We start from the raw sequence: 24,811 nt of genomic DNA on the forward strand, positions 1-24,811 counted from the left end.
GAAAATAATAACAGTTGGGCATATAATGCACACTAATTTAAATTAATTATAGAGGTGATATGCCAACAACTACGAATAACAATAATCATGACCCCAGTCAGGAAAATTCTAATTTTATGCCAATGGATGAAGTTTCAAAAAAAGCTCCTGTCCTAACTTCAACTCCACAGCAAATCATTCAGTCTAATCAAATAATTAAACTATTAAAGTTCAAGTCTCGTCAAAAAGAAGCAGAAAAAGCTTTTTTATATGCATTTGCAGATATAGAAAAACAAGCAGTATTGGATTTTATTACAACACTACAAGATTTACCTTTAGAAACCCCTGATACTGAGGCCGCTGCATTAATCCATAAATGGTATCTTTCAGTTGGCATGCAGTATAAAAAGGAGTTTGCAATGACTGATAAAGAGTATCAGCATTATAAATCTGCAAATATTGCGCGTATTATCACCTCTCATTTTTCACCGCAACAGAAGGAAAAATTGAAAGGAAAAGCTCTTCTTGATGTAGGTGCTGGTGATTGTGTAATGACTTATTTAGTAAGCCAGCATTTAGAGATGGAAGGAAATGCAATTGATATTCAAACTGAGATTGACTGGGGTGGTGAAACGAGCAGTGATCAAAAAAGAAAAAATCATTACATGGCTCAACTTCATAACTATTATGTATATGATGGCAGCGATCTGGTAAGTGCAGTTAAAGGGAAAAAATTTGCGGTAGTTATGTATAATCATTCATTACATCATTTCCCTTCATTTCAAGCACAGCTCAACAGTTTAAAACAGGCAAGCCAAATTCTAGAACCAGGGGGAGTACTTTTTTTGTCAGAGCATGCGAATTGTTTTGATGAGGACATACTGGATTTATCCCATATTTTATTAAACCTCAGATACAGTATCGATAAAAATCAAATTCCTACCCCTTCGGATGCTAAGATGGCTATTTTAAAATTTAAAGCCGAATATCAATCTCTTTATTTTTCTAAAAATATTCTTGATAGGATAACCCAGCAACTAGGGTTTACCTTGATGAGAGAGGAAGTACGTTCTCCAACGGATGTAGCAAAAGCAACATTTTTCTGTTTTGTAAAAAAACCTTCGAGAGCCGAGTTGACGTATTCTCCATATTTCTTTGATGAAGATAAGGCAAGTAGACTTCATCATGTAAAAGACTCCGATCATCAGGATCTACCTCAAAGAAGATACTCTGCCGAGTCTTTTAATTAATTACTGCAATCAAGTAGGGTTAGCTTGTATTGAACATGGACTTAGATACGGGCATTACCCTCCCATGAGCAAAAATTACATCATGGGAATATACGAAGTTGCTACAGTTTGTTCAGCTTCTGGGAGTGAGCTTACACCCAGAGTCTTTAAAAATTTTGAGCAAATTTCTTTAGATTCAGGAAATATTTTTGCATAAAAAGAAAAATCTTCAACCGTTTGACTCACGGTATTTTTCATGTATGCCTGCACATATTTTTTATCTTCAAACTGATAAGATTGACGATCCAAATTGTATAAAATATTCAAAACATGTTGTTGATATGCTCCAATTAATTGAGTCACATTCATTCGTTTTTCAAACAAATTAAGACTTGAAGGAGATTTGCGGATCGTTGCATCCAATGGTACTACATTTTTATTCCAGTATTCATTGTAGCGTTCTTCAAAGAAAGAATCTTGAAAGTTCATATTTATCCTTTATTAGTTAAAATGATAAATATAGTGACAAAATATTAAGAAAATATTAAATGCAGCAAGTTAATGTTTCATTAAAATTCATTTTTTAATGTAACTTTGGAAGACATGACTGATTCCCATACAGAGTGTACAAAGTCAGAATCTTCCATTTCAGGTAGCGTAACTGTTGGGGGCAATGAGGAATTTACATCCGCAAAGTGATTTCTTACAATTTCTCCATTTAGCAAGTCTTTTAAATCCGTTATATACGCAATAATACGCTCTGCAGGTAAACTCTCGATAATTGCTTCATGGGTACATTCTTCTGGAATGATATCTCTATGATCGAGAAACGATTCATATAGAGAAGATAATACGATTAGTCTTTCTGCAACGCCCACGATTAATCCACTCGTTCCATTTTCAATTTCTTTATCTTTTAAAAAGCCTGTGAATAAATCATTAAGAGCAACAGCTCCTCCATATGTTATTAGAGGTTTGTTTTCCGATAAGTATTTAGTTAAAGCCTCGATTGTTACTCTGTCAAAACTACCTCTTATTGGCAAGCCATCCTCAGGAAAAGTACCATGAATTCTATAATAAGGCACATTGCGTTCTATTGTTGATGCTAATCCACCAATACTTTGAGGTTTTGTGCTAAAAAAGCGTAGCTTCCCAATACTCATGCCCACACTCCGAATAAATAAATATACTTCAAAAAACAAAAGTAATTAGAGCGTTCATATTTTTATACGTTACTTGTATTTATTATAGTCATTATTTGGTTCTGTGCGCCTTTTGGCAAAGTATTCTTGGACCCAATTAAACTGTTTAGTCGGTTTTTTTCGCTTAACGTAGGGGTATGGAGATATAGTAACCTTTGGGTGGATGCTACCCGATTAGAATAAAATTAACCTTTATAATTAATTTAGAATGATTATTTGGGTGATTTATATGGAGAGTCAAAAAACACCGGCAGCTTGAAACATGGGAATCATCCACATGCAAAGAATTAGAATGAAATCATAAGACTGCATCATTAGCGTGCATGAAAATTGTAAAATAACTTAGAGGTTTATTTTAATACTAAATCACAGCATACTCATTTCGCTTAGATAGCGTATTTAACATTCCGATAAAGTTTTCGGATGCACTAACTTTAAAAAATCTTCACTTTTGATTTTCAGAAGTTGAGTATGATTACCAGCATTAAAAACCAACCATTCCTTATGTGCAAGACTATCTGCAAGATAGACATCCATGCCATAAAGTTCACCAAACAATGGTATCGCTCCAACTTCACAGTCGGTAAACCTGTCTTGAAATTCAAATTCTTTAGCAATTTCTGCACGTTTTGCCTGAGTTTCTCTTTTTAATAGATTTAAATCCAGACGACTATGGGCGGGAATTGCTACGAGTGCAAATTTTCCATCCAATTTGACAACTATAGATTTAGCAAAACAATTTCCTTTAATATGCGCTGCTTGCGCACATTGTGATGCTGTATATGCTCTAGAGTGGCTGATAGTCTTATATGCAATATCATGATTATGCATGTATTTTCTAATCGATGGGCTTAACATGGAGCTCTCCTGAAAAAGATCTATTGATTAATTATAGTCCTTATTTAGCCCTGACAGGATAAAGGAGAGCTAGCACGCCAAATAGATTAATCTATGCTTGTTTGCTACGTCGCACGGGTGGCAGTTCAACAAGAAGAGAAAGCACCAAAGCAGCAAGGGCGACAATCTGAAGAATCGCGCGTGAAGCGTGTGCAAACTCCCACTGGTCCCGCAAACGAGTCCAATCAGGAGGCAGGGTGTCGGGTGACAGTGGTACAAGCGCAGCGTTTACCGGAGCGACCCAGATCCAGAAGATTGCGTGAGTCACGACAAGGCATAATGCAGCGAGCAAAGTCCAAAAAAATGCCTTCGGATGGTTGCGGATAGCAACAACCAGCACCAAAGAGGTAACAACCGCTCCGATTTCACAAACCCCTGAGACTCTTCCAAAAGTTGGATAGAGGGTTTGTAGGAGGTTAAGCCACAGCGCGCTGTCATAAGTAAGTTTGGCCGGCAATTCCAAAAGATGGGCAAACGCTGCACTCAAGCTCAACGCCGTCAGCATGATCGTGATGAATCGTAATGTCTTCATAAAACTCCCCAAGTTCAAGCCGGTGGTTTTTAATCTTTCTCCTCCATATGCAGCACCAATAGAATGATTTGGAGGTGCTATTTATTAATGCTAGATTTAACAATTCCAACCTACAAGTTTTATTTTATATTGGATTATTTATCCTATTTAATTTTTACAAAATACCTTATTTTCATAGTCATCCTTAGAATGGAACGTGCTGAATTAATTTTTCTGCGATTGATTCTGCAAAAAGGAAAATGCAGTTATAACGATACGTGATTGAGTCATCTATCCGCAAAGCCCATTTTTCTCACAAGGAGAAGCAGGTCTATCTACTAATCCCTATTCCTCTTTAGATCTGTATGAAAGATTGGCTAGCATGTTGCGTACTTATTTGATCTAGCTAATGAATATGTCCAACAAACTTATTGAATCGAGAAAGATGGTACATTTTATTGATGCTGATGTTAGATAAACCAGACTAAGGAGCTCTTTGTACTATAATTGATACAAATCAATGAATATATAGGCACAAATATGAACAGGGACGCAGAAGTATTAGAAATTTATCATCGAAATATAAGTAAAGAAGAAAAAATTCGTTTACTTGAAGACATTGCCCTTGATTTACGTAATGAAATGGAAGCTCAAGATCAAAATATGCATCCAGAAATTCATAATAAATTAGCTGAGGGCTTGAGACTTGCAACGAATTTTATAAGAGAACTACAGTCACTTAATAAATCATGACATATTGAAAGCTAAATAGCGTCAAATGTATAAATTTAACCCAAAGAGTTTATATAATAATTATAAATACCCCATTTTTGAACTGTGATAAATCAACTTTAGGAGTATTTATAAAATGAAAGCTAAGAAAGAGTCTCAGGAAGAGCTTCAAATAAAAAGAATTTTTGGAATAGTAGAAGAATATAATCAAGATCCTAAAAAAGAACCGATTCAATTTATTCATGGTGGAAGCTCGGCGCCCTTTGCATTTATGGGAAAAACGGTTTCCACACGGCAAGGCACACAAGAAATCCCTCAATCGTTAATTCCTACAGGTATATTAAGAAAAAAATACGGAATTTATCCTATTTCTGGAGAGCTTTCTAAAGGGGTATTTGGCACAGCTGGAAGTAGAAAATTAGGCGTCAATTATGATTCTTTATCGGGAATGGGAACAAAAGTAAGTGATATTGAGGTGGTTTATGGTTTTGCCAATAGATCTAAACGACATACTGACATTCATTCGTTCCATCAAAATATGGAGAACTTAATTACCCAAATTAGTCCAGCTACTTATCTTACAGTACTCAAAATGCTGGTAATGACAGCAACAAATTTAATGATCATGGATGCAAATGGTGGAAATGAGAAACGAGGTTATTATTTACAACTCTTACAAAATGAAAAAGAAAATCTATTAAAACGTACACAAGACCCCGAGGGAAAAATAAAAATTGTAAAATATTTTGCTAAATATATGAAAGAAATAGGAGAGCTCTTAGCTGGGGAAAATATACCTTTTATTGCCGATGACCTATTTATAAGGCAACTATTTAATCAGTATCCAATCATCTATTGTTCTACAGCAAAACCAATTCCATTTTCAATGGGTTCACCCGATGAGCAAATTTATACAGGGAAATTGGATATGCAAACGGTAAAACTTCTCTTTACTCCAGAAGAAAATGTACAGGAATTACACCTCATGCTAGACAAATTGGGACTTTCGCACATTCAAGTTCATGGCTTTACATTGCCACAAAAAACTCAAGAAACTGAATTAGATACACAAAGTGAAGCAGAAGAATTTGATTTGCTATTAAAAAATTTACAACGTATTGATTTGGGAAATAGAAAAATAACTAACTCATTAATTAAATTTTGCATGAAAAATTATTTTAGTGAGACGGGTCAGTCTGAATATCTAGAAAAAGGGATTTGGTTGTTGCAACGCGCTTGTTTTACAAGCACTCTCGATAAAAGCCTGATTAATGAACTAAATGCTATTTATCGAGAAATTCATTCTAAAGTACAGGCAGATCCTAATTATATTGAAAAAACTTGCGGCATTATAAGCACTGACTACTATCAAAAGCTTCAAGCAATTGAATACGTTTATGCCTTAATTGAATGCCGAAGGGTTATAAAAAAAGATGATTTAGGTATTTTTGATTATTCAACAGAAATGAATGAAGAAGTAATTGATGGGTTAATACATAGAGAAGCGCAAGATCCCCACCAGGCAAATATATTTTTGGAAAATCTTCATTTTATATTTTCAGAAGATCTGAAGAAAACTATCAATGATTTTGAAATTCAAAATCTGGAGGCCAGAATAAAGGCAATTGATGATTATCATTTAAAACGATCAAGTAATGCAAAGATTGAGGATAATGTTACTCTCGATTTTAAAGATAAATTAATTGAAATTCGACACAATAATGTAGGAGAACCTGAAGATATTAGAGATCTTATTAATGAAATTGATGGGAAAATCGTTCTCCTAAAACAAGACCAGGAAAAATATCCTACTTATGGAAGATATCCTCACAAAATAAACGTTTTGGAAGCAACAAAGGATTTTTTAAGAGGAGAAATAACTCTCAAAGATTTAGAAAAAAAAATGGAAATCAATCATAAATATGATAAAGGGAATGGTTTACTTCGTACCGGTACAGGAAAATTAGTCGATAGAGCAGTAGAGTTACAAAATAGAATGAATCAACGATTAGAATTTTAATTTCTTATTTAATTCAACAATAATCAATGCATTGGGATGCATCAATAATTTAAAGAATTAAAACTGCATTAAATGGCTGCTGTCTAAAATTCTATTCCATTTGATCTCTAGATTGTAATAAATCCTGTAAAGGTTGGGGTAATATCGAGCGAATTGTATGCGTTAGTTTCGCTTCATTTTTTTGCCAAAGAATACCTAAATAAATAATACCAAAGCCAATAACCGTCAAAGCAACAGGGAATAAGTAACTGAGTTTAAAGACCTTGAATGCCAAATATCCTAGGTAGTAACAACTGCCTAAAGCGCCGAATAATACAAATACTTTTCTGTTTAGAATAACTCCAATCAAGATCATTAAAAGATTGATGCACAGATAGATAAATTTAGAAAGCTCATTATCTGAGTGTTGTGCGCTGAGTCCTCCCCAAAAAGTTATCACTCCAAATATATAAAGCCAGAAAGCAAAGTCTGCTGAATTTCTTGATCGAACGTCCACCCAAAAAGCTATTAATACGGTAATTATGCCAAAATACATAGAAACCATAGCGCCTAGCTCATAGGTATAATTTTCAGGATCAAGCATAGAAGTAAGATCCATAGACATGTACCAGAGGGTAACTGCAATCGGCATAATCATAAAGGGGTAGCGGTAGATCCAGGCCAGTATAATTCCTACGATAAGAGTCCCTAACTCCATGAAGATCCAGTTCCATTTGATATAAACATGATAGTCTTGGTACACGCTCTTATCTGGCCACCAGCCCATGCCTTGTTGTAATCCATAAATAGCTAGAGGAGTAAGACAGATTACAAAGGTGGCACATATTCCGGCGGGTATTTTATAACCGATATTATATAACTTATGAGTCAGTGCAACACCCAGAATGGAATAGCACACGGAGAGAAATAAAATTCCCCAGCCTCCATACATTTCCCATCCCAGGTTCATAAATAATGTCATGGCACCTATAGCAATAAGTCCACCAAAATAATAAAGAACATTCGTTAGATTAAATCCTGGACTTTGTTCGGGAAGATTTTTTATGAATTCAATTAAATCATTCGCTTGTTTTTCTGTAATGATTTTAGCTTCAATGGCTTTATTCATCATATTTCGGGAAATTTTCATCATATCTCTCCATGAGATTAGGAGTTCCTTTCAAGCAATAAGATTATAGCTTAGACTCAGAGAGTAAAAATGTAAAACTTACATTAAATTGTCTTAAACCTGCAGCGTATCCTTTATTTTGCTTGGGGAGTTCATTTTATTCTCGTATATTTAAAACTACTGTCTTTTATTTTATCATTTAATTGTATTACTGCTTTCTCTCTATTCTTTGGAAGGACTTTTTTGGTAGCTGCTAAAGAGATATGGGGTGTATAATTTTCTGGAGTAATATCTGCATACATTTTGAAATTTGTATGATAATCCTGATTGTATTTTTTAAGTAATAAAGCCAATTTCAAGTTAATGTTTTTTAACTCATTTCTAGTTGATTCATCCGGAAACAATACAATCGCATTACGAGTACATTTTTTATTGTTTGGTGTTGGCTTAGGACATGATGGCGATACCTGATAAATACCCGCTTCTCCAAAAAAATAGTCTATTGGTGATTCAGCTTTTAGCTCATCTTTCATCATATTTTCCAAGTTTTTATCGCTTTTTCCGTTTATAATCCATCCTGCTGTAACATGATAGTTAGGCATGTTTGTTTTATTTGTATTATTATCTTTTGCAATAACTGTATCCTTTACAAACTGAGCATAAATTTTTGTTTTATCTGTTGGATTGACACGTAGTAGCAAAACAAGATCAGTTGGTTTTGCTGCAAAAGATTGAGAAAGAAACATGAAAGAAAAAAGATAAGTAATTAATATTCTTCTCATAATTGGCTCCTAATAATATTCATTAGACTATATCCATTCAACATTAATTAATTCTTAATTAACATTAGTAACTAATGCATTCCCGATAGCCAATCATTAACTTTCCTCTACTCCGACGGGTGTAGGAGAGGTGTGATCAAGAGAAAGTTGCAAGCATCCAGGCTATATTTGCTGGAGAAAATGGATGACACATTATTATTTCAAAGGAGAAATTTAACTAAGACGAAATGCTCTTTATTGTCTGCATTAATTTCATTTTCTTGGTCTGAGATTTCTTCTTGGGGAGTTATATTCACTGCTGGATTCTCTGCCGGTATTTGGGGTTCATCACACCCTTTAGTTATGGTCGACTTAGAGGCATTGGATGCGCTTAATCTCCTAAGAATTTTCACACTTGATTCTTGGTCCGATGTGTGTTCAGAACTACTGATTTTATATTGACGTGTCTCAGTTAAATTGAAGGGACCTGCGAGTAGTCTCATAGCAAATATCTGCTGCTAATGCGTTCCAGCTAGAGAATTTTAATCCTTGGCGCTCTTTGATAAATGCCTGTAGTCCCTCAATACTTTTATCTTCGCGTGAGGATAAGTGTTTGTAAAAAGTACTCTGAGTTTTCGGCAAACGTGCGTGACTAAAGACAGAGCTATTGTTTAGCCTATAGCCTCAATGATTTTAGGAGGCGACTTAATGATAAATGGCACCAATAAACTAGATACTTTCAAACAAGCCTTTAGACACTGGCGAGTCACACGAACAAAGCGCGGGCAAATTCCTGATGAGTTATGGGAGCAGGTCAAGGGACTATTGGGTGATTATACACCTTCGAAAACATTTTCCTGGTGGACATGAGCTGGAATATTGGCTGAAAAGATCTCATTGCATAAAGCGCATCGTAGCTTCTCAACCCAATATTTATCAACAGATGCCAGATTCTGTCCCTTGATGTTCACGATAATTCCAGGGGCCATGCGATAAAGCCTGCCACCGCAGTCAAATGGGCAAAGTTGGCCTGCGCTTAGCTGTTCCAAAGTAATATGGTGTTCGACTGCATGGTTGTAGACTGTATGTGCTCGACCAATGCTCTCGGAATCCAAGAAGCCAGGTTAATACAACCAATGACAAAGAGTTTTGTTCCCTCAGGTAAGTTCGATAATTGCACCAATGCAATGATTCGCTCAATCTCATCTTGTGATTTTTCAATGATCATTGGTAAGTTTTTTGCTGGTGTCATTTAATAACCATGCTCCACTTGGGGCAGCAAGGTTAACTAGCAGTTTTAATAAAATCAATAGGTTAATTGGGAAAAATAATCAATCCATGCTTATTTGCTGCAAAAGTCACAGCCAAAAAGATATAATAAAAGTAGAACAAGGGTATTAATATTTTTTATCTTTATTATTCTATTACTAGAAGTGAATTTGAAAATAGTTAGGTTGTTTGCTATATAAAGCTCAATAAGTTCAGAGTACTTTCATTCTGGAAGATCGTATGGATATTAAGTCTGCCTTTTATTGGGATGTAAAAGCAAATTCTATTAGCTTCCTAATTTGCAAAATTGGAAAAGATCAATTCGAAATTTTATCTGCTCCTGATAATTTTATTATAAAATCCAAGAAACCTGATGAATTTTATTCAGAGTCCCAAGGTGTAATTAAAAGCTATTTCAATGAAATAAAATCTATTACACCTAGACCTGAAAAAATTGATATTGAATATAGAATTTTGCATTCTGGTGCTCCTGCACATGTTTTTAATTTGGAGTTTCTATATGAAAGATATTTAAATACTCAAACATCTAAATATAAGGGATTGCTATGACTCGTATTTTTATGCACTTTCCAACCCCAGATTCTAATAATGAAATTGATTTAAGCGTCTCACAATTTTTAGCTAATGAACTTAATGAAGAGTGTATAGAAGTTATAGATCCAGAGGATATCCCTATTATTCCTCATACACAAACTCGCATATCATTTATGGCTCATGGTCATCGAGATTCATTTGGATTTTTTAACTCTTCAGAACAATTGTTTAATTACATAGTCCTCTTTAAAAAAATTAACCCTCATGTTTTAGATATAGATTTGTTAGCCTGTAACGTTGGCCTGATTACTGATGAACATGATGGATTCGCCCAAAAATTGGCGGAAAATATAGATGGGATGAGATTTGAAAATGGTTTGGCGCTTCATACTTTCATGGTACCTGATGATAGAATAGGAAATATGAATTTAGTTATTGATAGTAAAAATAATAATTTTTTTATCGAAAAAACAGATGAATTTGTAAATCAACTAGATATGCAATGTAAGTTAATTCTCCCTGAGCTTGTGCGTATATCTGATGCTCTATTTTTTTATGGTATGGATGATTACGTCTCCATTTCTAGGGTTGCAAAATACTTAGAAGTAGACAATTTGGAGCTCTATCTTAGAAAAATGATCCGATTGAGAAAAAACGATCAAATAATTATTGAAACATCCGAGGACTACCTGTATCCGTTTAACCTCAACAACATTAACCAATTAAAGGACAACAAAGATGGGTCATATACAATAAATTACGATAATGTAGAAACAGACGTAATTGATGGTGAAATTTTACGTGTGATTGCTCAAAAAAGTTTTATCACTTCAATTAAATATCAATATGAAGATCCTGATATTAATCTTAGTTTCGATTATCCAGGAACAAAGAGAGGTCAGCGAGACGAAGTCTGTAAAGCTATTCGAGATGCTTTATCTAAAGTTAGAAGAGTTAGAAACAATTATACCAATGAAGAAAACATTCGAGTACCAATTAGATCAGACCATTTTATCTACTCTACAAAAGTGATTCGTGGTGCTCTAAAAACGTTTACTCAAAACCAAAAAGACTTTCATCCTCAAGGACATCAAAAAATCTGTGAGCTATATAAAAAAACACTCCAACACCTCCTAAAGTTAGAGGACGATTTAAATGAAAATAAACCACTGGGAGGAGGACTTTACAGACTGTTGGAATCAACTGATAAAAAAATAGAAAAAGCTAAAGCAATAAGGTCAGCAAAAAGAGAAGTCTTATTGTCCGCAGCCAATTATTTACTTGAACCAACATCATTAGCCAAATATTATGAATTTACACAATCAATGATTGATAATCATTTATTTAAAGAAACTGGTCGTGATACCCAAAATCTTTGCTTAAAGGTACTCGATTTAGCAAGAACAAACTATAGCTTCGTAGATTATTTCAATCTTACAAACCTGAATAATGATATGGTAATGTTTGAAAAGCATGCCATTGATAAAAAATCATTAACTAAAGACATAGTTCGACTTAAAAGGGACTTTAGTGAATTAGAAATTAAGCTGAAGACTTTTGAAGAGCACTTAAACGAATTTAAAAACAGTGAACATTTAAATAATCTATTAGCTGAGTTAATTAATGATTATAATAAATTACAAGAATTAGTATCGGTTGCAGAAAGGATAAATGGAAGAGAACTGTACGATCATTGTACTGAAATAGCGGACTCTTTCAAAACATTTAAATCAGATTATCGAGAATTAGTATCAGTACTTTCTGAGGAAGAACCAGAGGTAGTTTCTAATATGAATTCATATACTTCATCTTATGATATGAGAACCTAATTCAATGGTCTTTCCCATTTAAGTGGCAGCAGAGCACCTTATCATCGGAGATAATGGGGTCAGGAGGTACAATCTGATAATAAAATGCAGTTTGGATTGATTTATAATGTATTATCCGTAAATAATAAAACTTTTATAATTATCACCACGACAAGTTTATTACATAAAAATTTTCACAGAAATTTTTACTTCTCTTGTTTCATTAAAGGGGAAAAGCCTGGTTAATTATTTACTTACATATTTTTTCTTCAATAATGATAATATAGTATAAACCCAAATTGGTATAATAATTTAGATGATAAACTCAAAGAATCTTTGAATAATCTTTTAAACTTACAGGTTGATTTTTATGGAAAAATAACTTCATATAAAGGAGTTTTAGATTTTCATAAAGTCATTGATTATGAAAAAATTACAATATATAAGTTCATTGAATAAAAAATGCAGGCGGCTTGCCAAAAGTTCATATTTAACCTCTTTTTAGTCACGGAAACATTCTTTGTAATAAAGCTAGAAGGGCGGTTATAGAGCGCACCATCTTCAATGTCTTGAATGGCTAAGCTCTCTTTCTCCGTTGCATCATGAGCTCCTCCTATCATTCTTATCAAGCAACCTTGCTCGGCAAAAAATTGGGGTAAAAGCGTTTTAGGTGGAGTAATCATCTTTTATTCTCAGCACTTATAAAACAATCACTATTTAAAAGATATATATCCAATAGTTCATTGCTGTCTCAGCAATAAAACCTTTTTCCCCATGCTAATTAGTCGAAGAAAAACACACAGGTTACGCTTGCTGAAGCGGAGTAACAGACTCTTGTGTTGTTTCTTTTGAAGGCATTTTAAATTTATCAAGCTCGGGAAGATCGCTCATTTCACTTTCTTTTGGTGTTATAGATTTATCTGTAATCTCTTGCGGACCATCTTTTCCTGGCCTGTAGAGCTTTCCATCACCATTAGAAAAAGCAATGACTTTATTGGTTTTTTCATCAATCATAATAAAACTTTTTCCTAAGTCAGCTTGCTCTTTAAAAAAGGCAGCCATGTCCTCATCAGATTTAAAAGATAGGTTTAATCGACCCTCTTCATCTTTCTGAGGCGGGTTATCCTTAAACCATTTTTCCCCGCAATGTTTTTTATAGGCTTCAAGCAAAGCTTCAGTTTGTTCACTTTGAATACTAGTACTCTTTTTCTTACGGGCAAGAGCTTGCAGATCCTGCATCTCAGAAGTCCCGGAAACTGTTTTCTTAGGAGGTGCTAATGGTAGATTGTCTTCCAAAGTTGGTGGCTGTAGATTGTTCTTTACCCAATCGTTAATCATTTGTTTTTGGCTTGATGTCTGCACACCAGCAGCCACACCACCACCAATTGCCAATCTTCCTTCAGGGGTTTTTTGATTAGTCCAGCCTAGTAACACGCCTCCATCATCCATAAATTGAGAAGCATGGCTAAGACTTTTTTTTACTGAATCATCATCAGCTGGCCCTGCATTTCCTTTGCTGTCGAATTTCATCGTGGTAATAGGAACTGTCCGGTATACGCCCTTTAAATGTTGATATTTTGGCTCAGTGAGTAGTTGCTCGATTTCGGATATAACAGATGCCTGATTCGCTCCATTTGTACCTGTTTTCCAGCCACCTTTATTGTAAGTATCTATAATTTTATCTGTTTGAGCTTGATTGGCAGAATAGGTGATCCCAACCGTTTTAGCTCCATTAGCGTGTAATCTCGCTACTTCATCCAAAATTTTAATTGCCTGATCTCTAGATGAAATTGAAGTACCATTCTTTTCGAAATCTACTCGGAAGGGAACAATACTGTTTGGCATGTCATAAATCCTTACAATTGTTATACTTTTTAAAGCATAGTTAAACCAATTTATATTTTCAATCAAAACCAAGCTAGGTTTAAATAATTTGTTAATGACTTAATTAGTAAGCGTAGGCCCTTTGCTTCAAACGGGGTTAACCTATTCGGAATCGTAAAAAATTAAATTCAAAGTCGGCGAGTAGTCAAATTTAGATAGAGACTATCACCCATGGATTACTTTAGTAGTTAGAAGAGTCCCTAAATGAACAAATAGGATACGCTTGGTTTTATTTTTAACAAAATTATTGACTAATTCAAAAAGAAATCTATTACTTTTAATAGAAGCTCATTTATTTCAGATTTTATCAATCTGATTATGAGAAATTGGATGATAAAGTGACTTTTGAAATAAAATGTAAGATAAGAAATTACATTGTTCTTTTCTAACAGCAAAAGGAGAATAGATGGATACTATTGCTGTTATTATAAATAAAATGGCCCAAAATTCCGCTAAAGCCATACTCTATTTAGATGGTTTAAAAAGTGCGAATATTTCTTATATTCTCTATGAGGCTACACCAAAAAATTTGCCGGCAACGATAAAGAAATGTATTAAAAAATATAAAATTATTTTGATTGGTGGAGGAGATGGGACGATACGTACAGCAGCTCATTATTGCGCCCATACTTCAGTAATTTTAGGGGTAATTCCCTTAGGAACTCTTAACCATTTTGCTAAGGAACAGGCCTTACCTAGCGACGTTAAAGATATAGTTACCAGTTTGAAAAAATCTCATACAATTAAAATCGACTTAGCTGCAGTCAATGACATTATTTTTATTAATAATTCTTCCATTGGCTTTTATCCAAAATTTGCCGACAAACGAGATCAGTATAATAAGAGCTATAATAAGTGGTTAAGCTATATACCGGGGTTTATCCAGAGTTTTAAAAAACATCCAGTCTTTTCTTTAACTGTAAAAAGCAAAAACCTGGATTTATCGTTTCACACTTCTTTTTTGATGGTCAGTAATAATGTATATTCTTATAAGTTTCCTGCAACAATTAAAAGGGATAGCTTTCAAAAAGCATTGCTCGGACTTTATTATTTTAAACAGGGAAAAATTCAACTATTTAAAATAATACAAAGCCTATTTTTCAGTAAAAATCTCTTTGAAAAAATTCAATCAAAACATCCTATTGAAATCCATTTTAATAATGAGAAAGAAATTAAAATCTCTGTAGATGGCGATACCATCAAAACAAAAACTCCATTGTATTATCGAACTTTACCCCGCTCTTTAACTCTTCTGAAGAGTTCATCATGAAAATAATACATATTTCCGATCTTCATTTTGGAATGCATAATTCTATGATTATTGAATCTCTTCTGGAGGATCTAAACTTATTGAAACCCGATATTATTATTATATCTGGGGACTTAACACAGAGAGCTCGTCCTAAGCAATATAAACAATTATTAGAATTCTTACAGCACTTAACTATGCCTCTGCTTATTGTTCCAGGCAATCATGATATTCCTTTTGATAATCCCATCCGCCGTTTTTTATATCCATTTAAACGCTATAAAGACTATATTTCTACTCAGCTGGAGGTAAGTTTTAATAATAAAGAAGTAAATATTCTTGGAGTTAATAGTGCCACCCCGTACCAGATTAAAGATGGTAGGCTAAGTAAAAAGACATTAGGTCGTATAAAAAAACATTTTTCAGGTACCTCAAAGCAATTAAATATTTTATTTTTTCATCATAACCTTAAATATTTTTCAGGGATGCATCATCCCTTAAATAATGCGGAAGAATTTATAAATTATTTAAAAGAAGGTTCTGTTCATATCGTTTGTACAGGTCATCTGCATTATGCCAATTTAGCATTAATTACCAAGAATCAAGGAGAACAATGTGCATTACTGCACGCGGGTTCAACATCTTGTTTACGAACTAAAGATGGGAAAAATAGTTATTATTCAATCAGTACGGATCAATTAAAGTGCTCTATTGATTGGCGGGTTTTTGTCAATAATTCCTTTGTATCCCATAAGATTTACGAACTCGATTTTACCCCTAAAGATGCTATTTGAGAACAATCACAATTATGAAACAATAATTAAGGATAATGATAATTCAAAGAAATTGTTTATACTAAGTTAATACTATAATTTCGTTTTAAAGGATATACATTATAAGTACCAGAAGAACTTTTGAGGTAAGCAAGCGCTGAAGTTGCACCCAGTAAACAAGTTAAAAGGGACCAGATACATGGATAAGATAACACCACATTTATGGTTCGATAAGGAAGCCAGGGAAGCTGTCGAGTTTTATACTTCTTTGTTTCCTAACTCGAAAATTAGGAATATTACAACACTCCATGACACGCCATCGGGAGATTGTGATGTTGTTTCTTTTGAGCTTTCAAGCCAGTCTTTTATGGCGATCAGCGCAGGACCTTTTTTTAAACTCAATCCTTCGGTTTCCTTTATCGTAAATTTCAATAAGGCAGAGGAAAAGGATGCCAGGGAAAAACTTGATTTGCTATGGAACAAGTTGCTTAGCAACGGCAGGGCGCTCATGCCGCTTCAAGAATATCCTTTTAGCAAATACTATGGATGGGTTCAGGACAAATACGGTCTTTCATGGCAACTCATTCTTTCGGATATCGGGAGTGAAGAACAGCCCCACATCATGCCGTCGTTCCTGTTCGTCGGGAATGTGTGCGGTAAGGCAGAAGAGGCTATCAATTTCTATATATCGATATTTAAAAACTCAAAATGGGGCAATGTCACTTATTATAGTTCTACTCAAGCTCCAGAAAAAGAAGGGACAATTGCATTTGCCAATTTTATACTTTCAGGCAAATGGTTCGCTGCGATGGAGAGTGCCCAAAATCATGATTTTACTTTTAACGAAGCGATATCGTTCATGGTGAATTGTGAAACTCAGGAAGAAATTGATTATTACTGGAAGAGGCTCTCTGCAGTACCGGAAGCGGAGCAGTGTGGGTGGCTTAAGGATAAGTACGGAATTTCATGGCAGGTAGTTCCCATCGCTTTGGGCGAAATGATGAAAAATGGCACCCGGAAGCAGATTGATCGGCTAACGCAAGCATTTTTACAAATGAAGAAATTTGATATCGCGACGCTTAAGCGAGCTTATGAAGGAAAATAAAATGAGAAAACTAGTAGTTCTATCATTTATATCTCTTGACGGTGTGATGCAGGCTCCTGGTGGGACCGAAGAGGATCCCACTGGCGGATTTAAATATGGAGGTTGGACCTTTCCTTATTTTGATGAGTTCCTTGGCAAAGTGATGGACAAACAAATGGGCCATCCCTTTGATTTATTGCTTGGCAGGAAAACGTATGAGATATTTGCTGCTTATTGGCCATATATAAAAGATGATCCAATCGCGGATAAATTCAATAGTGTGAAAAAATACGTTGTCTCAACAGCGCTTGAGAATCTTAGTTGGTCGAACTCTGTGCTCCTCAGTGACAATATCACGCAAGAAATTAGAAAGCTTAAGGAGCAAGATGGACCTGAATTGCAAGTATATGGTAGCGGTAATCTCATTCAAACACTTCTGAAGCATGACCTAGTTAATGAGCTTTGGCTGAAAATATTTCCCATCACGCTCGGCAATGGCAAACGTCTGTTTGATAAAGGTACAATTCCGGTTGGATTCAAGTTGCTGGAAAGTTTGGTTTCTCCAAGTGGAGTCATCGCTGCTTCATACGTGCGTGCAGGAGATGTCAAGATAGGGTCATTCGCGCTGGATAAACCATCGGAAGCAGAACTTGCTCGTCGCAAAAAGCTTAAAGAAGAATAACTAACTCGAAAAGAGTAAGTATAGGCTTCTTCACCCCCACCCCAGTAAACATCATCTCTCATTACCCCACGAATCGCATCCCCAGTGTCCTGAGCAATGATGAGACGATATAATAGGCTATCATTATCCTTTATCTTTAAGTTGGCGAGCATATTCCAAACCAAGACCTCTATTTGCTCCGGTAATTAGTACCTCCTCTGTAATTCAAAATTTTCACGAGATTGGAGAACTAGATTTTATTGTTTAAAATTCAAGTTATTAATTTCTAAAAAGTAATTTTTAAATTAATAAGTAGAGCATAGTCAAAGAAGAAATGACTACACTTATATTATTTTATTGGATATAGCATTTTTTTGGGAAACCAGAATATAATTCTTCACTCCAATCTGATTGAAGCCACCAACTCGGCTAAAGAGTCTTTATAACAGAATCGCTTATACCGCTGCAATCGGGAAAAAGGGTGTTAGAATTTATTTTTAAATCAGGAGAACTACATGTGGATTAAGGATTTGTTTATTGATATCCCTGTGAGAGATAATGGCCCGGAAACCAGATTGCATATACGGATAGTCAGTGAAAATGAGGACAATCTCGACAAAATGCCGTATGTTTTTATGCTTCCTGGCGGACCTGGTGCCAACCATTCGCACTACAAGGATTACGAATGCTTATGTAAGACAGGTAATATGGTATTCATTGATCCAAGAGGATGTGGGTTAAGCGATAAACACGAACCTTCTTCATATACCATGCAAAACTACATCCAAGATGTTAATGAAATTCGTAAATACCTTAATTTGGATGAAATAGTTTTATTGGGTAAATCTTACGGAGCTATGTGTGCATTGGGATATACCCTTGATTATCCGAAACATGTTTCCAGTCTTATTCTGGCAGCAGGTTCTCCAAGCTATAAAAATATTGAGACGGCGCGCATAAATGTTGAAAAAAGAGCTACCCTGGAGCAACAAAAAGCCTGTGAACAGTTATGGGAAGGGAGTTTTAAAAGTGATGAAGAGGTAGATAAATTTTTTGATGCCATGGATTCCATGTATTCTTGGAAAAAAAGACACAAGCTCCCTGTAAGTCGACCAGCTCCGGAATATGCTTTTGCTCACGAACCTTTGAACCAGGGATTTGGCGGATTTTTACGAACATTTGATTATGAAGATCGCTTGCATGAAATAGCCTGCAAAACGCTCATTCTGGTAGGGGAAGAAGATTGGGTTACCGATAAAAGACATTCCGAATTTATGGCGAGCAGGATTCCAGACAATAAGTTTATCGTATTTCCTAATGCAGATCATTCAATGGAATCTGATGTTCCAGAAGCATTCTTTTCAAGCATACAAACCTTTATAAAAAGCCAGTATGAAAAAAAAAATCCACATCATTTTTTTCAGGAAAAGGAGAGTACAAATAAGGAAAAATTTGATTTGAAAGCTGATGTAGTTAGTGGATTTTTTAATTCATAGAGTCCCACATAAGCTGTTACTTTTTTATTATTTGGCATCCTACTAGGGCTATGCAATTTTCTAATAATTTATCTATCAATGATTTGAAAATTGGAATAATCTACTGCTAATTATGTGCACATGACGAAAGCACCTTGATTTTAAAAGGAAATTAAAATGTCTAACTATGATCTCAACTATCGACCTGATATTGATGGTTTGCGAGCAATTGCTGTTTTATCAGTAGTTGGGTTCCATGTCTTTCCAACTTTGATAAAAGGCGGCTTTATCGGTGTTGATATTTTTTTTGTGATCTCGGGCTTTTTAATTTCCAGCATTATTCTTAATAATTTAACTAATGATAATTTTAACATCTTTAGATTTTATAGTCGTCGTATCAAGAGAATTTTCCCAGCACTTCTAATTACATTGTTAGTTTGTTTAATAGTAGGGTGGTTTATTTTATTCCCGCATGAATTTGCACAGCTAGGTAAGCACGTTTTGAGCGGTGCGGGTTTTTTTTCAAATTTTACTTTTTGGTCTGAAGCGGGTTATTTTGATAATTTGGCTGAAACAAAGCCTTTACTCCATCTTTGGTCTCTAGGGATTGAAGAACAATATTATATTATTTGGCCATTATTATTATATCTTATCTGGAAAAAGCCCCGGATTATTCCATTTGTTCTGTTGATTATTTTTATAGTTTCCTTAACCTTAAATATTAGCGTGGTGCACCGCGACTTAGTCGCCGCTTTCTACTCACCCCAAACTCGTTTCTGGGAGTTAGTAGCAGGGTCTCTTTTAGCCTATTTTATCTTTAAAAAACAAGTCTCAACCGCTGTTCCGGCCGCTAGGTCTTGCGAACAAGACACAGAACATAGCTTAGCCAGAGGCACTGTCAACAAGCCAGCTGCATTGTATAAGAATCGCTTAACATCAGGAAAAACTCTCTTCCAGAGCGCGAGTTATATAAACAAAAAATATTATATTTTACAACATGTTAGCTCGTTAATGGGTTTTATCTTACTCGGTATCAGCCTTTTATTTATTAACAAAACCAAAATTTTTCCGGGCTGGTGGGCAATCTTACCCAATATCGGAACCTTGTTGATTATTTTAGCTGGACCTAGAGCCTGGTTTAACAAAGTTATCTTATCCAATCGTATTTTGATTTGGATCGGATTAATCAGTTTCCCATTATATTTATGGCATTGGCCCATCCTTTCTTTCGCATTCATTCTGAAAGGGGATCATATAGGAATAAAAGCAGGATTAATGATTATTTTAATCTCGATTATGTTCGCCTGGGGAACCTACTCTTTTGTTGAGAAACCAATACGCTTAAATCAAAAAAATTTTATTGTGTATTTATTGATCTTGATTATGTTGGTGATTGCTTTAATGGGATTTTATTGTAATAGTAAGGAGGGTTTTTTAAATAGACCCTTCTGGAAAAATTTTAATGAAGTAAACGCCCAGTTTGTAGGTCCTGCCTGGCAATACACACAAAATGATACTTGCTTAAACCGCTATCCTTTTGATGAAGCAAAAGATTATCGATGGTGGTTTTGTATGACCAATAAAAACAAGAAACCAACCGTTATTTTGCTTGGGAATAGTTTTGCAAACCAGCTATATCCTGGGTTATTAAATAGTAAGCTATTCTCGAATGAGACCATACTTTCTATTGGCACGTGCGATGCGGCCAAAGTTGACAAAACTAAGTCAGTTGATATTTCCGATCCAGCTTTTCCTTGTGCGGGGGAGAGACCCATACACCAAGAAAAGTTTATAAATAATATTATTAAACAAAACGTTGGCTCCCTAAAATATGCAATAATTGCAGGTCTATTTGCCTCACCGTCAGAGGATTACATTTCTCGCTTGAAAAGAAAAATAGATTTTCTAGAAAAGAATCATATAAAAGTTATTATCTTTTTACCTCATCTTCTTTTTAATAAAGATGTCAAAAGCTGTATTAGACCATTTAGCAGATCTACTGGATGTATTTCCGATTTGAAAGAAAGGAACTCTCTTACTCAATTGAGTCAATCAGTAATTAAAGCAATATCAAAAACCAATCCAAATGTTGTTTTTTTTGATCCGAATGATTTATTTTGTGATAGCAAAAAATGCTCAATGACAGATACAAACGGTCTTCCATTCTATCGTGATCAATTGCATCTTTCTGAGTACGGAAGTATAAAGTTGATCGATTTGTTTGAAAAACAGTCAGAAAAAAATCTTTCGAAAACGATAATAACTCAGGCATAAGTAAGTATAGCAGGAAAATGCCTAAGCCGTCGGTGTAGGTCGGGCCTTGGCTCGACAATTTTTTTAAAATTGATTTGATAATCATAGAAAAAATCTGAATGTGGTTTTTATATATTGGTATTTTCGTTAGAAGGCCAGTAGAACCTTATAAGAAAGGCAGAAGAATCACTATGGAAAAAATTATTGTTCAAAATAATCTACATCAAGCCGACCTAGGGAAAACGGAATTGCTGCTATAATTATTATATTGAATTCATGGAGGAGAGAAAAACATGTTTACCGCCCATATCACACCCCTTATTTCATTAATTGCTGGAATTCTAATACTGCTTATACCTCGATTATTAAATTATATTGTTGCTATTTATCTGATTATTGCTGGCATAATAGGCTTAGGATTTTTGCATTAAGAAAAGAAATTCATTCATAACTGCCCGATAATAAGTCATCGTTGAGTTTAATAACTGATTCGGGGGCTAATGTGGTTTACTCGCTTAAGAGGCATTAGCACCTCTTCGGTAAGTGCATTTTAATAAATCAGAATAATGTCATGCAGTAAGATAGTAGCCATCAACCATAAGATCTTTTAGGCGGAGATTAAGCGAAAAGGTATTTTATATAACTCCAGGAGCTTCTTGAGGGCATCCCGCTCCGCCTATTTCAATACTCCGCTAACCAGAAAAACTTCCGTCGCCATTCGATGTAAAAATTCGAATATAGTAGCATTTAATTTCTTTCCAAGTTTTGCAGGAAAAATCTTTTCGACATCCAATGCAGCTGTCAAACGCTATTCCGCCTACACACATTTTAAATTCAAAGTTCAATAGCAATATTGTCAAGGATAATGCTACCCAGAAAAAATACAAATGTGTATTTGGAAATTTTTATTTTAAATTGTTTACCGAAGAAGGGAAAAGAACTCTTCCTAAAATTAATATTGAGCGTTAGCTGTTAAGCTTTACCAATAAAAATATGGTTTCTCTGCGTGAGTTTTGTCGGGCCAATGCCCGACCTACAACGGCTTCGTTTAATTTTGTAACGAGCAATAGGAGAAATATTTATAAAAAAAAGATTAATGGAGCAAGTTTTTGCTGCAAATCCGGATAAAATACTGTACAATATGTGACAAATTTTTAACCATTAAATTTTATAAGAGTGCTATGACTGATTTAAACCTTTACAGAAATATTGGTATCTTCGCCCACGTAGATGCCGGAAAAACCACCACTACCGAACGAATTCTTAAACTCACTGGTAGAATCCACAAAATAGGTGAAGTTCACGATGGTGAATCAACAACTGATTTCATGGAACAGGAAGCGGAGCGCGGTATTACCATTCAGTCAGCAGCAGTAAGCTGTTTCTGGAAAGGTCATCGCTTCAACGTTATCGATACCCCAGGACACGTCGACTTCACTGTAGAGGTATATCGTTCACTGAAAGTACTCGATGGCGGCATCGGGGTATTCTGTGGTTCTGGCGGTGTAGAACCTCAATCAGAAACAAACTGGCGTTATGCGAACAACTCAAAAGTATCTCGTTTGATTTTTGTAAACAAACTAGACCGTATCGGTGCGAACTTCTTGAAAGTTACTGAACAAATTAAAAAAGTATTGGGTGCAAATCCTTTAATTATGACTTTACCCATTGGCTTTGAAGACAGCTTCGTAGGTGTTGTCGATGTATTAACCCGTAAAGCGTATGTTTGGGACGAGTCTGGCCAGCCAGAAAATTACAAAATTACTGACGTACCAGCCGATATGGTTGACGACGTTGAAATGTATCGCGGGCAATTAATTGAAACCGCACTTGAAATGGATGATGAGTTGCTGATGGCTTATTTAGAAGGAGAGGAGCCTTCAATAGAAGACATTAAGCGTTGTATTCGTAAAGGTACGCTCGAACTAGCTTTCTTCCCAACTTATTGTGGTTCGGCCTTTAAGAACAAAGGGATGCAGCTATTATTGGATGCAGTGGTTGACTATTTGCCTGCTCCCCATGAAGTGAATCCACAACCTTTGACCAACGCTGAAGGTGAGCCAAATGGTCAATTCGCTATTGTTTCTCCTGATGAGCCATTTCGTGCCTTGGCATTTAAAATTATGGATGACCGTTTTGGTGCTTTAACCTTCGTGCGTATCTATTCAGGAAAACTGAATAAAGGGGATACTATCCTTAACTCCTTTACCGGTAAAACGGAACGTGTCGGCCGTATGGTTGAGATGCAGGCGAATGAGCGCAATGAATTACAAAGTGCTGAAGCAGGCGACATCATCGCGATTGTGGGCATGAAAAACGTTCGAACTGGCCACACTCTTTGTGATCCTAATCATGAGTGTACACTTGAAGCGATGGTTTTCCCTGAGCCCGTTATCTCGATTGCAGTGACGCCAAAAGATAAAGGCGCCACCGAAAAAATGTCAATTGCTATTGGTAAGATGGTTGCAGAAGATCCAACGTTTAGAGTGGAAACTGATCAAGATTCAGGTGAAACCATTCTTCGTGGCATGGGTGAATTACATCTTGATATTAAAGTGGATATTCTAAAGCGTACTTACGATGTTGAGTTAATAGTAGGCCAACCACAGGTTGCCTATCGCGAAACCATCACCAAATCGATTCAGGACAGCTATACCCACAAGAAACAATCAGGTGGTGCTGGTCAATACGGTAAAATTGACTATACTATTTCTCCAGGCGAACCAAATACTGGATTCACTTTCATCACCTCCGTGGTGGGTGGGAACGTTCCTAAAGAATTCTTCCCGGCAATTGAGAAAGGGTTCCGTTCAATGATGGATTCAGGTACGTTGGCAGGGTTCCCCGTATTGGATGTTGTAGTTAATCTCACCGATGGTGCTTATCATGCCGTTGATTCCTCGGCAATCGCATTTGAAATTGCTGCGAAAAGTGCTTTCCGTCAATCCATACCCAAAGCTGCCCCCCAATTGCTTGAACCAATCATGAAGGTTGACGTTTACAGTACGGAAGAGGATGTAGGTAATGTGATTGGTGACTTGAACCGTCGTCGTGGCATGATCTCGGGCCAGGAACCCAGTGCAGCTGGTGTTCGCATTAAGGCTGATGTTCCTCTTTCAGAAATGTTTGGTTACATCAGTACCTTGCGTACCCTTACCTCGGGTCGTGGTCAATTCTCAATGGAATTCTCGCACTATGCTGCTTGTCCAAACAATGTAGCTGAAGCAGTAATTGCCAAAGAAAAGGAAAAGAAAGCCGCTGCTATGGCGTAAGATAGTTAATAACTTTTAAAAAGCTCTGTCGGTTTGTTCTGATAGGGCTTTTAAAAGTTCAAATAAATCAGGTATGGAATTTAAAAGAA

Annotated in this window: 24 protein-coding genes and 1 pseudogene; 14 read left to right on the top strand and 11 right to left on the bottom strand. The window is 35.5% G+C overall.

Going from position 1 to position 24,811, the window contains the following annotated elements; all coding sequences use genetic code 11:
* The first annotated feature begins 59 nt into the window (after positions 1-59).
* Positions 60-1,229: a class I SAM-dependent methyltransferase gene (locus tag LXO92_RS10100; RefSeq protein ID WP_182352547.1), complete on the top strand. Its 1,170-nt coding sequence runs from the start codon at positions 60-62 to the stop codon at positions 1,227-1,229.
* A gap of 75 nt (positions 1,230-1,304) precedes the next feature.
* On the opposite strand, the gene LXO92_RS10105 is transcribed toward LXO92_RS10100, so the two are convergent.
* The 4 genes from LXO92_RS10105 to LXO92_RS10120 form a co-directional block, all read right to left on the bottom strand.
* The gene (locus LXO92_RS10105; RefSeq protein ID WP_182352548.1) at positions 1,305-1,697 is read right to left on the bottom strand and encodes a hypothetical protein; all 393 of its coding nucleotides are present in this window, start codon (positions 1,695-1,697) and stop codon (positions 1,305-1,307) included.
* A gap of 80 nt (positions 1,698-1,777) precedes the next feature.
* Positions 1,778-2,371 carry a hypothetical protein gene (locus LXO92_RS10110; RefSeq protein WP_182352549.1) on the bottom strand — a complete coding sequence of 198 codons (594 nt, stop codon included), beginning with the start codon at positions 2,369-2,371 and terminating at the stop codon, positions 1,778-1,780.
* 438 nt (positions 2,372-2,809) lie between these two features.
* The gene (locus LXO92_RS10115; RefSeq protein ID WP_182352550.1) at positions 2,810-3,268 is read right to left on the bottom strand and encodes an aminoacyl-tRNA deacylase; all 459 of its coding nucleotides are present in this window, start codon (positions 3,266-3,268) and stop codon (positions 2,810-2,812) included.
* Positions 3,269-3,359: 91 nt separating this feature from the next.
* Entirely contained in the window at positions 3,360-3,839 is a 480-nt protein-coding gene (locus tag LXO92_RS10120; protein ID WP_182352551.1) for a DUF1772 domain-containing protein, read from the bottom strand.
* Between the two features lie 519 nt (positions 3,840-4,358).
* Between LXO92_RS10120 and LXO92_RS10125 the strand changes: the two genes are divergently transcribed.
* Together LXO92_RS10125 and LXO92_RS10130 are read left to right on the top strand one after the other, a co-directional pair.
* Positions 4,359-4,571 (top strand): hypothetical protein, encoded by a 213-nt coding sequence (locus LXO92_RS10125; protein WP_182352552.1) that lies wholly within the window; start codon positions 4,359-4,361, stop codon positions 4,569-4,571.
* Between the two features lie 115 nt (positions 4,572-4,686).
* Complete coding sequence (locus LXO92_RS10130) at positions 4,687-6,570, top strand: hypothetical protein (RefSeq protein WP_232890892.1); 1,884 nt, start codon at positions 4,687-4,689, stop codon at positions 6,568-6,570.
* A gap of 91 nt (positions 6,571-6,661) precedes the next feature.
* Here LXO92_RS10130 and LXO92_RS10135 read toward each other — a convergent pair whose 3' ends face one another.
* The 3 genes from LXO92_RS10135 to LXO92_RS10145 form a co-directional block, all read right to left on the bottom strand.
* Positions 6,662-7,699 carry a DUF2157 domain-containing protein gene (locus LXO92_RS10135; RefSeq protein WP_182352801.1) on the bottom strand — a complete coding sequence of 346 codons (1,038 nt, stop codon included), beginning with the start codon at positions 7,697-7,699 and terminating at the stop codon, positions 6,662-6,664.
* Positions 7,700-7,830: 131 nt separating this feature from the next.
* A complete protein-coding gene (locus LXO92_RS10140) occupies positions 7,831-8,460 on the bottom strand; it encodes a hypothetical protein (RefSeq protein ID WP_182352554.1) in 630 nt (209 codons plus the stop codon).
* A 200-nt stretch (positions 8,461-8,660) separates the two neighbouring features.
* Positions 8,661-8,942 carry a hypothetical protein gene (locus tag LXO92_RS10145; protein WP_232890893.1) on the bottom strand — a complete coding sequence of 94 codons (282 nt, stop codon included), beginning with the start codon at positions 8,940-8,942 and terminating at the stop codon, positions 8,661-8,663.
* Positions 8,943-9,147: 205 nt separating this feature from the next.
* On the opposite strand from LXO92_RS10145, the gene LXO92_RS10150 reads away from it, so the two are divergent.
* Positions 9,148-9,309 (top strand): hypothetical protein, encoded by a 162-nt coding sequence (locus LXO92_RS10150; protein WP_232890894.1) that lies wholly within the window; start codon positions 9,148-9,150, stop codon positions 9,307-9,309.
* Between the two features lie 166 nt (positions 9,310-9,475).
* On the opposite strand, the gene LXO92_RS10155 is transcribed toward LXO92_RS10150, so the two are convergent.
* On the bottom strand, positions 9,476-9,691 hold the full coding sequence (locus LXO92_RS10155; protein ID WP_232890895.1) for a hypothetical protein: 216 nt from the start codon (positions 9,689-9,691) through the stop codon (positions 9,476-9,478).
* 257 nt (positions 9,692-9,948) lie between these two features.
* Here LXO92_RS10155 and LXO92_RS10160 point away from each other — a divergent pair, with 257 nt between their 5' ends.
* Together LXO92_RS10160 and LXO92_RS10165 are read left to right on the top strand one after the other, a co-directional pair.
* Positions 9,949-10,278 carry a hypothetical protein gene (locus LXO92_RS10160; protein ID WP_232890896.1) on the top strand — a complete coding sequence of 110 codons (330 nt, stop codon included), beginning with the start codon at positions 9,949-9,951 and terminating at the stop codon, positions 10,276-10,278.
* On the top strand, positions 10,275-12,092 hold the full coding sequence (locus tag LXO92_RS10165) for a hypothetical protein (protein ID WP_232890897.1): 1,818 nt from the start codon (positions 10,275-10,277) through the stop codon (positions 12,090-12,092). The genes LXO92_RS10160 and LXO92_RS10165 overlap by 4 nt, the downstream gene beginning before the upstream one ends.
* 401 nt (positions 12,093-12,493) lie before the next feature.
* Here the strand turns inward: LXO92_RS10165 and LXO92_RS10170 are convergent, their stop codons facing one another.
* Positions 12,494-12,754 (bottom strand): hypothetical protein, encoded by a 261-nt coding sequence (locus LXO92_RS10170; RefSeq protein WP_232890898.1) that lies wholly within the window; start codon positions 12,752-12,754, stop codon positions 12,494-12,496.
* A gap of 121 nt (positions 12,755-12,875) precedes the next feature.
* Complete coding sequence (locus LXO92_RS10175; RefSeq protein ID WP_232890899.1) at positions 12,876-13,916, bottom strand: hypothetical protein; 1,041 nt, start codon at positions 13,914-13,916, stop codon at positions 12,876-12,878.
* 445 nt (positions 13,917-14,361) lie between these two features.
* On the opposite strand from LXO92_RS10175, the gene LXO92_RS10180 reads away from it, so the two are divergent.
* From LXO92_RS10180 to LXO92_RS10195, 4 genes are all read left to right on the top strand, one after another.
* Entirely contained in the window at positions 14,362-15,225 is an 864-nt protein-coding gene (locus LXO92_RS10180) for a diacylglycerol kinase family protein (protein WP_232890900.1), read from the top strand.
* Positions 15,222-15,998, top strand: a complete 777-nt coding sequence (locus tag LXO92_RS10185) for a metallophosphoesterase family protein (protein WP_232890901.1) — start codon at positions 15,222-15,224, stop codon at positions 15,996-15,998. Before LXO92_RS10180 ends, LXO92_RS10185 begins: the two co-directional genes overlap by 4 nt.
* Positions 15,999-16,176: 178 nt before the next feature.
* Positions 16,177-17,082: a VOC family protein gene (locus LXO92_RS10190; RefSeq protein WP_182352562.1), complete on the top strand. Its 906-nt coding sequence runs from the start codon at positions 16,177-16,179 to the stop codon at positions 17,080-17,082.
* Position 17,083: 1 nt separating this feature from the next.
* Positions 17,084-17,743, top strand: coding sequence for a dihydrofolate reductase family protein (locus LXO92_RS10195; RefSeq protein ID WP_182352563.1), 660 nt, complete (start codon positions 17,084-17,086; stop codon positions 17,741-17,743).
* A gap of 23 nt (positions 17,744-17,766) precedes the next feature.
* Here the strand turns inward: LXO92_RS10195 and LXO92_RS17285 are convergent.
* Positions 17,767-17,907: pseudogene (locus tag LXO92_RS17285) on the bottom strand (3D domain-containing protein); the annotation flags it as partial.
* 330 nt (positions 17,908-18,237) lie between these two features.
* Between LXO92_RS17285 and LXO92_RS10205 the strand changes: the two are divergent.
* From LXO92_RS10205 to fusA, 4 genes are all read left to right on the top strand, one after another.
* Positions 18,238-19,218 (top strand): alpha/beta fold hydrolase, encoded by a 981-nt coding sequence (locus LXO92_RS10205; RefSeq protein ID WP_182352564.1) that lies wholly within the window; start codon positions 18,238-18,240, stop codon positions 19,216-19,218.
* 156 nt (positions 19,219-19,374) lie between these two features.
* A complete protein-coding gene (locus tag LXO92_RS10210; RefSeq protein ID WP_182352565.1) occupies positions 19,375-21,471 on the top strand; it encodes an acyltransferase family protein in 2,097 nt (698 codons plus the stop codon).
* Positions 21,472-21,743: 272 nt separating this feature from the next.
* The gene (locus tag LXO92_RS10215; RefSeq protein WP_182352566.1) at positions 21,744-21,881 is read left to right on the top strand and encodes a DUF3096 domain-containing protein; all 138 of its coding nucleotides are present in this window, start codon (positions 21,744-21,746) and stop codon (positions 21,879-21,881) included.
* Positions 21,882-22,631: 750 nt separating this feature from the next.
* Positions 22,632-24,722: an elongation factor G gene (fusA, locus tag LXO92_RS10220; protein ID WP_182352567.1), complete on the top strand. Its 2,091-nt coding sequence runs from the start codon at positions 22,632-22,634 to the stop codon at positions 24,720-24,722.
* Positions 24,723-24,811 lie beyond the last annotated feature (89 nt).

The organism is Legionella resiliens (genome assembly GCF_021344005.1).
Classification (GTDB): Bacteria; Pseudomonadota; Gammaproteobacteria; order Legionellales; family Legionellaceae; genus Legionella; species Legionella resiliens.